9 protein-coding genes are annotated in these 10351 nt (G+C 37.1%); 8 read left to right on the forward strand and 1 reads right to left on the reverse strand.

The features are described from left to right. The 7 genes from B4237_RS04780 to B4237_RS04810 form a co-directional block, all read left to right on the forward strand. On the forward strand, nt 1-280 hold a 280-nt coding region (locus B4237_RS04780), incomplete at its 5' end, for a DHHA1 domain-containing protein (RefSeq protein ID WP_286941855.1). Then, nucleotides 270-695 (forward strand): PPC domain-containing DNA-binding protein, encoded by a 426-nt coding sequence (locus tag B4237_RS04785; protein WP_286941857.1) that lies wholly within the window; start codon nt 270-272, stop codon nt 693-695. The genes B4237_RS04780 and B4237_RS04785, both read left to right, overlap by 11 nt. An 11-nt stretch (nt 696-706) precedes the next feature. Then, complete coding sequence (locus tag B4237_RS04790) at nt 707-1087, forward strand: Rid family detoxifying hydrolase (RefSeq protein ID WP_286941859.1); 381 nt, start codon at nt 707-709, stop codon at nt 1085-1087. Further along, nucleotides 1069-1512 (forward strand): DUF5683 domain-containing protein, encoded by a 444-nt coding sequence (locus tag B4237_RS04795; protein ID WP_286941862.1) that lies wholly within the window; start codon nt 1069-1071, stop codon nt 1510-1512. The genes B4237_RS04790 and B4237_RS04795 overlap by 19 nt, the downstream gene beginning before the upstream one ends. Continuing rightward, complete coding sequence (locus tag B4237_RS04800; protein WP_286941867.1) at nt 1509-2882, forward strand: sodium-dependent transporter; 1374 nt, start codon at nt 1509-1511, stop codon at nt 2880-2882. The genes B4237_RS04795 and B4237_RS04800 overlap by 4 nt, the downstream gene beginning before the upstream one ends. Nucleotides 2883-3245: 363 nt before the next feature. Continuing rightward, nucleotides 3246-3698: a hypothetical protein gene (locus B4237_RS04805; protein ID WP_286941869.1), complete on the forward strand. Its 453-nt coding sequence runs from the start codon at nt 3246-3248 to the stop codon at nt 3696-3698. Between the two features lie 9 nt (nt 3699-3707). Beyond that, complete coding sequence (locus B4237_RS04810; protein ID WP_286941871.1) at nt 3708-6536, forward strand: helicase C-terminal domain-containing protein; 2829 nt, start codon at nt 3708-3710, stop codon at nt 6534-6536. A gap of 5 nt (nt 6537-6541) precedes the next feature. Here the strand turns inward: B4237_RS04810 and B4237_RS04815 are convergent, their stop codons facing one another. Then, nucleotides 6542-8596, reverse strand: a complete 2055-nt coding sequence (locus B4237_RS04815; protein WP_286941873.1) for a M3 family metallopeptidase — start codon at nt 8594-8596, stop codon at nt 6542-6544. Nucleotides 8597-8771: 175 nt separating this feature from the next. On the opposite strand from B4237_RS04815, the gene hutH reads away from it, so the two are divergent. After that, nucleotides 8772-10304 (forward strand): histidine ammonia-lyase, encoded by a 1533-nt coding sequence (gene hutH / locus B4237_RS04820; protein ID WP_286941875.1) that lies wholly within the window; start codon nt 8772-8774, stop codon nt 10302-10304. Nucleotides 10305-10351 lie beyond the last annotated feature (47 nt).

Raw genomic sequence — 10351 nt, forward strand, 5'->3', positions numbered from 1 at the left:
AGGCAACCTTTTGATTCAAAAGGTGGATAAAGAAATAGGAGTTCTTGCCGCAGATTTGGAAAAACCAAGTATTGTCGTTGTTGTCTCAAATGCTTTGGTAGATATTGGTGTTCATGCAGGTATAATCGCTAAAGATCTTGGGTCTATGATGGGAGGCGGCGGCGGAGGTCGACCAAATATGGCAACCGCTGGTGGAAAAAATAAGAAATCTCTTAATAGTGCTCTAGAAAAAGCACAGGATGTAATCAAAAAAAATCTCGAGGGTAAAAATGCAGTATAAACAGGATGGCGATACTTTCATCATAAACGTTGAACAGCATGAATCTGTTATGAAGACCTTAACAGCATTTTGTAAGGAGCGAAATATTATCAATGGACAGCTTTCTGGTATAGGGGCCATAAACGAAATCGAAATAGGGGCCTATGATTTAGAAACTCAGGAATACACAAAGACAATATTTAATGACACGTGGGAGCTGATTTCTTTTCAAGGCAATGTATTGTTAAAAGACAATGAGCCTTTTGTCCATGCTCATGTAACAATATCGAACCATCAATTTGAAACTCGAGGAGGACATTTGTTTGATGCAACGGTAGCGATTGTAGGAGAATTCATCCTCCGTAAGATTGACTCAAATGGTAAAAGAGAGCTCAATCCATCCATTGGCCTTGCTTGCATGGCTTTTAATTCGTAGAGGAGAAACTAATGAAAAAAATAATTAATGACGCCCATGCGCCAAATCCTATAGGTTCCTACAATCAGGGCACAGTAGCTGGAGGGTTTATTTTTACCTCAGGTCAAATACCTTTTGATCCTGATACAGGTAAAATGGTTGAGGGAGACTTTAAAACCAGAGTTAATCAGGTTTTTAAGAATTTATCTGCAATTTTAGGAAGCGCTGATTCAGATTTATCCAAAGTGGTAAAGTTTACAGTGTTTGTTACAGATATGGCAAATTATCAAACGGTCAATGATGTGTTCAATGAATGGCTCGATGAAGAGACGGCACCAGCGCGTTCGCTTGTATCAGTAAGGCAATTACCAGCCAATGCTGACATCGAAATAGAATGCATAGCTTTGTGCTGACCTTAAATCCAAAAACTTGTGTCTTATTAATTTTGTTGTGCCAGAATGTTTTTGGTCAAAATAATGATGCAGATACTATAAATGTAAAATCTCCTCAAACCGCTGCGATGAGGTCTTTTATTTTTCCGGGGGGAGGTCAATATTATAATGAGCAACCCATCAAGGGTGCGGTTCTTACAACGATGGGCCTTTCATCAGCAATTCTTTACTTAGATTACTCAAAAAAATACAATGATTCAAAAAATCTAAATCAGGCAGACAAAAAAAATTTCCTTCATCAAAGAAACAGATATGGTTGGTGGATTATCATTGTCTATATTTATGGCCTATTAGATGCCATTGTTGAAGCGCACTTACACCCCTTTGACAATGTAATGAGCGAAAAACTTGAAAATCCAGACCGGGAGGACAAAAAAGAAAAATGAGCAATCAACGTGAAAGATGGGGATCAAAATTAGGATTTATTCTCGCTGCAGCCGGATCGGCAGTGGGAATTGGGAATATTTGGAAATACCCACATATGGCTGGTCAAAATGGTGGATCCGCATTTACCATTATTTATTTAATATGTATTTTTTTGGTAGGTCTATCCATTGTCATAGCTGAATTCGCTATTGGACGAAAAACACAATTGAGCCCTGTTGGTGCATTCGAAAAGTTAGCTCCGGGATCCTATTGGAAGTACGTTGGCTTCTTAGGTGTCGCATCAGCATTTGTAATTCTTTCGTTTTACGGAGTTGTTGGTGGATGGATATTAAAGTATATAATAGAATCATTAAGCGGAGGGTTTTCATCTTTAGCAGGGAATCCTGATGCCTCTAGCGCAATGTTTGGCGCTTTTGTGGAAAGCACCTGGTCTCCCTTAATTTACCAGTTGTTTTTTATGGGACTATGTATGTGGGTCATTATCAATGGAGTGAAAGGCGGTATTGAAAAATGGTCTTCTGTCATGATGCCTTTGATTATTATTTTGCTGGCTGTTCTTGCGGTTAGAGGAGTTACCCTTGAAGGTGGCATGAAAGGAATATCATTCTTATTTAATCCGCGCTTTGAGGATCTTACTCCTTCATCAATAGTTTTGGCTTTAGGGCATTCGTTTTTTACTGTTAGTTTAGGAATGGGTACAATGATTACCTATGGAAGCTACCTCGAAAAAAAACAAAATCTTTTAAATTCTGCCCTATGGATAATAGTCATTGATACTTTAATTGCTTTGTTAGCTGGAATAGCAATTTTTACAACCGTTTTTGCTCTTGGTGCAAACCCAGCTGAAGGACCTGGATTAATATTTGTTGTCCTCCCATCAGTGTTTACCCAACTGGCAGGCGGTACTATATGGGCCGCAATGTTTTTCATTCTTTTGTTCATGGCAGCTTTAACTTCCGCAATTTCTATCTTAGAGGTGCAAACTGCCTATTTAATCGATCAAAAGAATTGGTCTCGAAAGAAAGCAACGTTACTGTTTGGCTCCATTGTAACGGTCATTGGTATGTTTTGTTCATTGTCTCTTGGTGGTGGCATAAATATAACTGGATTTTTGGGTGAATCGTTCTTTCTTGGTGAAACCTTTTTTGATGTTATGGATAATCTCTCGTCAAAATATATGCTCCCTATTGGAGGAATGATGACAGCTATATTTGTTCTTGTAAAGTGGAAAATTCCTGGATATCTCGAGGAATTATCAACAGGAGTAAACGGTTACGCGATTAACGCTGGACTGATTAAAGGTACATTGATCTTTGCTGCATCTGTCGTAGCGTTTATTATTATCAATGAACTAGCCCCCTTTTTTTAGAAAGTGATTGAATAATAATTGCTTGCTGAGAGATATTTTCCAACGGGGTCCAGAGCAAACAAAGCTCTCGCTGCCTTTTTTAAGAATTTTGACAATTTTTTCACGTTAAAACCTTTGAGATGGTTTGCGCTGTGGACAGCTTTGGTTGCTGGTAATAATATTACACTTCACCTTGATGACAGATGGTTTTATTGGAGTTGGAGCAGCTTTTCATTATATCTTTTATTTTTGTTGATTCTAATACCTCTCATCGATTATCGCTTAAGAAGTCGTTTTGATTTTGTCTCTGAATTGAAATCGATTACCGATTATTTTACATGTTTTGTCTATGCCACAATCCTTATCCTCGTAGGATCTAATCCCATGATGATTAGTTTAAATACGCTGAAATTTTCTGCTCCATATATCTTATTCTTTTTAGCAGGTATTTTGACGTGGTCAATACATTATAATAATGATAATCATGAACAGATTTCTAAAAAAGATATGTACTCGCCGTTGCTTATTATAATTGCACTATCATTCACTGCCTCACTTTTGGGTTTTGTAAATGATGACCCAATGGTAAGTACAATCGCAGCAGTATATTTGCCTTTTCCATTGGTTGCCTTAGTTTTCCCTGTGGCATTTAGACATTTACAGCGATCAAGGAACTATGTTGTTTTCATCCCAGCAATGTTTTTGTCAATGCGTTTTCCATGGTTCCTATTTTTTCTTATTCCACTCTTTTTATTATCAAGACACTACTATTATTTCACTACAGGAAAAATTTACCCGTCTTTCAAAGTAGATACTCCTGATCATACCCAACCTTAAATAAGTTTTATGAATCAATCTGAGCTACTTGCATGCTTAAAACTGGATTCTTTCATTGCCTTAGATTTTGAAACAACAGGACTTCAAGTGGAAACCGATCGACCCATTGAAGTTGCAGCAATCCTGTTTAAAAATGGAAAGCCATCTGAAAGATATGCTACTTTAATCAATCCATTGATTCCAATATCCGATATGATTGCAGATATAACTGGTATTACTAATGATATGGTTTCTAACGCACCTAAAGAAAGTGAAATGGTTGACAAATTATTTGATTTTCTTGGAAACACTCCAATTGTGGCACACAATACTCCCTTTGACGTCTCGTTTTTGCAGGCCATGGCGCAACGTCATAAAAAAGAATTTTTCGAAAGGGAGTTTTATGATACTTTAACACTTTCACGCGCGTTTCTTTTTTTTCAACCTACGCATAACTTAAGCGCCGTTTCAGAATTCTTTAACCTTTCATCGGAAGGGGCACATAGGGCAGAGAAAGATACTGAAAACTGTGGTGAGGTGTTTGTAGAGATCATCCATGAGATTGCATCATATGGCTTAAATACAATATCAAATATCGTAAGCTTCTTGCAGCCCTTTGACGTTTACAATAAAAATCTTTTTATCAACTTAGCCAACCAGCTTGCCAATGAAGGAAATATGAAAAGGGGTCTTGTTCAATCAAAGCTTGATAAACCATCAAGTGCCAATATCTTCTTTCATGAATCCAGCCAGGATCTTTCAAATACATCTTCGGAAGATGTCTTCGGTAAAGATGGAACGCTTAGTAATACGTTAGATTCTTTCGAGCTGAGATCTAACCAAATTCTCTTTAGTGAATTTGTTGATAGGATAGCCTCTAGTACCGGAGGTATTGGAGTGGTTGAGGCTGGGACTGGATTAGGCAAGAGCATGGCGTATCTGTATCCTGCAATCAAATATACTCACTCTGAAGCCGATAGGGGTCCAATAATTCTTTCATGCTACACAAAGCATCTACAAGACCAACTATTTAACAATGATTTGCCTAAAATCACAAAAGCAACAAGCGCTAACGTAAAGGCCGTTGTGATGAAAGGCAGAAATAATTATATATGTAAAACTAGACTTAACTGGCTGGTAAAAAGTGCTGATAAAATGCTGGACGGCAACGAAGCTATGAATCTGCTTCCTCTTTTGATTTGGCTTGAGCATACAAATACCGGAGACCTGGATGAGTGTCCTGGTTTTTCAAATGGATTTACGTTTCGATTAATGGGTATGGTTCAAAGTGAAAGAGGATTTTGTACCTCATCGGTTTGTGGTAAAAATGATGGGTGTTTTTTTGGCCCATTAAAACGAGTAGCTTTTCAAGCCAATTTAATTATTGTTAATCATGCGTTGTTGATTTCTGATGGTCAATCAAAAATTGAAGCTGATGATGGACAAGGATTTTTACCTGAAAGCAATGCAGTAATTATTGATGAGGCACACAACCTCCCAAAAGCAGCGTATCAACAATTGACTCTTTCCCTTGATAATCGTTCTTTAAATTACATTTTAGATAGAATAGATCCAAACCACAGTCATTCTGCGCGTTGGAACAATAAGATTAGAGCATTGGCTGGATTGCACCCTAATTTTGAAATAAATCGATCCTCACTTGTTGGTGATATAGATCATGCAAGAGATGTAATCAAATCATTTTTTGACAAAATGACATCCAATGCTCATCATCATTTTAATAAAGACGCAAAATACTCAACTAAAATAATTATCGATGATTTAGTAGAGCACTTTTCTCCCCTAGAAAGTGAACTCAATTCCGTTAAGAAAAGCATACATGCTATTCGAAATCAAATAAGAAAGATTAGAGAAGATTTGTTGGACATTGATGAAACTAAGGAGGATTTTCTCGAGCTTCATCAACTTTTTGATAGAGGAGAAAGTTCTCTTTCGGACATGATCGTATTGATCGATTCGTTAACGATTAACCAAAACATAGAGTATGTTTATTGGTTCGAGGGGGTATTTAAAATAGTGTCTGGAAACACTCAACTTGTTGTTACAGTAAATATGGCTCCTATAGAACCTGGAAATGGTCTTGCAAGGTCAATTTTTAAACCTAACGATTACTGCATTCTCACCAGCGCAACGTTACGAACCAACCTTTCTTTTGATTATTTTTTAAACCGTGTAGGTTTGAATTCGTATGAATTTGACGATATCAGCACAAAAGTTTACGAAAGCCCTTTCATTTATAGCGATCAAGTTACCTATTACCAATATTCTGGAAACGACGGTCAAAGGCCTGATGTTATCGCAAAAGCTATTTTACATTGCCATCAAAAGTTTAATAAAAGAATGATGATCCTATTTACTTCTCGTGCTCAATTAGATAGCACTTATCAGATTTTGAAGCAAATATCAAAATCTAATCGCCTTTCTGTTTTTGCTCAAAAACGTCAAACTTCTCGATTGGGGCTAATTCGAGGAATGAAGCAGGTTTCTAACGGAATTCTCTTAGGGACAAATGCGTTTTGGGAAGGAGTTGACCTTCCTGGAGATCTTTTGGAAATTTTAATGATTATTAAAATGCCGTTTGATGTACCTACAGAGCCAATTGTGAAAGCTTACGGCGGACTGATAGAGTCTCAAGGTGGCAATAGTTTTATGGATTATGCATTGCCTGAGTCAGTGATCCGATTTAGGCAAGGGTTTGGCCGACTAATTAGAACGCAGTACGATGATGGTATTTTTATTGTAATGGATGACCGTATCATTAACAAAAGATATGGCGTAGCGTTTAGCGAAACCATACCAGTTCAAATGCAGGTTTTTCAGCGATACGATGATATATAATCTGTCTAGTTCAAACCTTTTCTATCAAGCAATGGTTGGATATCTGGACCAGAACCTTTAAAGTCTTTAAATAGATCAAGAGCGTCTTTACTACCACCCTTTGATAGCAAAGTCGATCTAAAGTGATCACCGTTTTTCCTAGATAAGCCCCCATTTCGTTTTAACCATTCCACAGTATCCGCATCCAAGACTTCACTCCAAATATATGAATAGTACCCTGCAGAGTATCCTCCAATAATATGTGAAAAATATGTACTTCTATATCTAGGCGGGACAGCATCGAATGCAATTCCTGCATCTTCAAGAGCTTTTTTCTCAAAGGAAAGGAGCTCATCTGCGCTTGGAACCTGATTTGGGGTAAGCTGGTGCAATGCTTGATCCAGTATTGAAGAGGCCAAATACTCCGTTGTTTCAAATCCTTGGTTAAATTTTTGGGTAGCCAAAACTTTTTCAAGGAGCTCTGATGGCATCGGCTTACCAGTTTCGAAGTGTACAGCGTAATTTTTTAAAATTGAAGGCCAAATTGCCCACATTTCGTTCACTTGCGACGGGTATTCCACAAAGTCTCTTGGGACTGATGTTCCAGAAAAATAAGGGTAATTTACACTTGAAAACATTCCATGAAGTGCGTGACCAAATTCATGAAACATTGTAATAACTTCATCAAATGACATTAAGGCTGGTTCACCTTTTGGAGGCTTAACAACGTTCTGATGGTTTGCAACAATAGGGATGCTTTTCATAAGATTTGATTGAGAAACGTAAGCGTTCATCCATGCACCTCCTCTCTTTGAGGTTCTAGCAAAACCATCAAACAGAAACAATGCCAATGTATTTCCATCCGTTTCAAACACTTCAAACACTCTTACATCTTCCTGGTAAACTGGTAAGTCTTTCCTCTCCTTAAATGTTATACCATATAGCTCTGTAGCAGCAAAGAATACACCTTTTTCAAGTACGTTATTCATTTCAAAGTAGGGCTTGAGCTGAGAAGCGTCAAAATCGTATCGCTGTGATCTTACTTTTTCAGTGTAATAATCCCAATCCCAAGAGGCCAGCTTAAAATTGTTGCCCTCAGAGTAAATCATTTTTTGTAGATCGTCAGCTTCTCGTTGCGCGTTTTCAAGTGACTTTGGGGCCAAGCTTGCAAGTCGATCATTGACAGCTTTGGGCGTCTTTGCTGTTTGACTTTCAAGACTATATGCTGCGTGGTTTGGATAGCCTAGTAAAATGGCTTTTTCTGCTCTTAGCTTAAGTATTTTAGATAGTATTTCTCTATTATCATAGTCACCACCTCGACTTCCTCGAGACAATGAGGTCCTATGAATTCTTTCCCTTAAAGATCTATTTTTTAAAGATGCCATTGACGGTTGACCGCTAGTATTTTTAAGTGCGATTACGTATTTACCATCCAATCCTCTTGAGCTTGCTTCATTGGATGCTGCCTGAATAGCAGATGAGGACAATCCCTCTAATTCACTTACATCATCAACAATAATGGCTAATTCGTTTACTTCTTTTAAAACATTTTGACTAAAATTCGTTTGAAGGACCGCAATTTCACCATTTAAGTCCTTAAGTTTTTGTTTTTGGTTCTCAGTGAGCTTTGCACCAGAGCGAATAAAATCGACATAATATTTTTCAATCAAACGAATGCCCTCTGGGTCGATATCTAGATTATTTCGTTCATTATAGAGATTGTTTATTTTTTCAAATAATGATTTGTTGAGCAGAATTTTATCGCTGTGAGCAGATAGCTTTGGAGCCATATCAGCGCGAATTTTTTCCATGTCATCATTTGTATGTGCAGAGGTGAGGGCATAAAATACTGTTGCTACCCTATCCAAAACTGCTCCAGATTTTTCCATGGCTAAAATTGTATTTTCAAAAGTAGGTGGTTCAATATTTTCAGCTATTTTATTGATTTCAGACTTTTGATCTTTCATTCCTTTGATAAACGCAGGTTTGTAATGTTCTATTTTTATTTCATCAAATGGGGGATAATTCAAGTAAAGATCACTTTCCTGAAAAAATGGATTTGATTTATCAGAATTAGTCATTGTGCACCCCCACATCGTTAAAAATACTAAAGATTGTATAAGAACTTTCATCAGAATTCACCTTGTTTTATTTTATTAAAAATTATTCAAAAGATGGTATTTGAATCTATATAATAATTTGTTTCTGTTTTGATCAGAATTTGTTTATTGCCTGTAAAAAGAACTAAATTGATCAATGGAAGGCTATGTCATTTCAGATAAGTTCACGACTTGGGACGATTTAGAGCATTTAATTGCATTTCCCAAGCCTCTCCGTCTTTCTAGCCTTTCAAGAAAATCAATTAAAGATTCTAATCAAATACTATCTAAAATTCTTCGCTCAAAGAAAGTTGTATATGGTGTAAATACTGGTTTCGGTAAGTTAAGTCACGTCAAAATTGACCCATCAAAACTAAAGCAATTGCAGTTAAACTTGATTAGGTCGCATGCAACGGGAGTTGGAAAGCCATTTGACCACAGCATAACCAGGCTTACGATGACATTAAAACTTATGACTTGGTCAAAAGGATATAGTGGTGTTCGACCAAAGCTTGCAACGTTATTGCTAAAAATGATAAACAAAGGCATTTTACCTATTATTCCAAGGCAGGGATCCGTAGGAGCTTCAGGTGATTTAGCTCCTCTTTCTCATATTGGTTGCGCTTTAATTGGAGAGGGTACCGTCTATTTCCAAGATAGAATAATGCCAAGCATGAAAGCCCTTAAGGAAGCAAATCTTAAACCTATAGAATTAGAGGCAAAAGAAGGATTGAGCCTAATCAATGGCACTCAAGTTTCAACAGCGATTGGTGTTAAAGCACTATACAAAGCATGTAGATTGCTTCGAACAGCGGATATTATATCAGCTCTGAGTGTCGAGGCGAGTTTGTCTACAAGGGCAGTATTTAAACCAGCTATCCACAGGTTAAAAAAACACAAAGGTCAAACTGTATCGGCAAAAAATATTTATAGCATTCTTAAGCAAAGTATGATTGTTCAGTCACATGAAAATTGTGACAAAATACAAGACCCCTATTGTATGAGATGTATACCTCATATTCATGGAGCTAGTTGGGATATGTTTGCAAATTCAGAAAAAATCATAAATAATGAAATTAATTCGGTGTCAGACAACCCATTAATCTTTAGAAATGAAGAGGTGTTAAGTTCTGGTCATTTCCATGCTGAGCCAGTAGCTCAAGCCCTTGATGCATTGTCTATTGCTATTTCAGAAATAGGTGCAATTTCTGAGCGGCGCATTCATCATTTTATGAAAGGCGCTGATGACAGACTACCTTGTTTTGGGGCAATCGATGGAGGTCTTGAATCTGGATTCATGCTTGCGCACGTAACCGCTGCATCACTTGCATCTGAAAATAAAACTCTTTCTCACCCTGCAAGCGTTGATTCAATTTCAACATCTGCTGGTCAAGAAGACATTGTAAGTATGGCTCCATGGGCAGGCCGATCATGTCTCAAAATAATTGACAACGTACAAACCATTTTATCTATAGAGCTTTTGATTGCCTCCAACATAAATTTCAGATTTCATAATAATCTTGAATCAGGATTAGGACTTCAACCTCTGATGAGATTAATGAAGCAATCAAACGTACTCTCAAAGGGTGATCGTATTTTCTCAAATGATATTGAAATCATTAAAAATTTAATTGAAATAGACAAAGTTTTTAGCGTAGTTAACAACCACATAAAAATAAATAGAGTATAATGAAATCAAGACCTCCTTTCAAGCAAGCTTTTACATTTGATGATGTT

This window comes from Acinetobacter sp. UBA6526 (genome assembly GCF_002434875.1).
Taxonomy (GTDB): Bacteria; Pseudomonadota; Gammaproteobacteria; order Pseudomonadales; family Moraxellaceae; genus Acinetobacter; species Acinetobacter venetianus.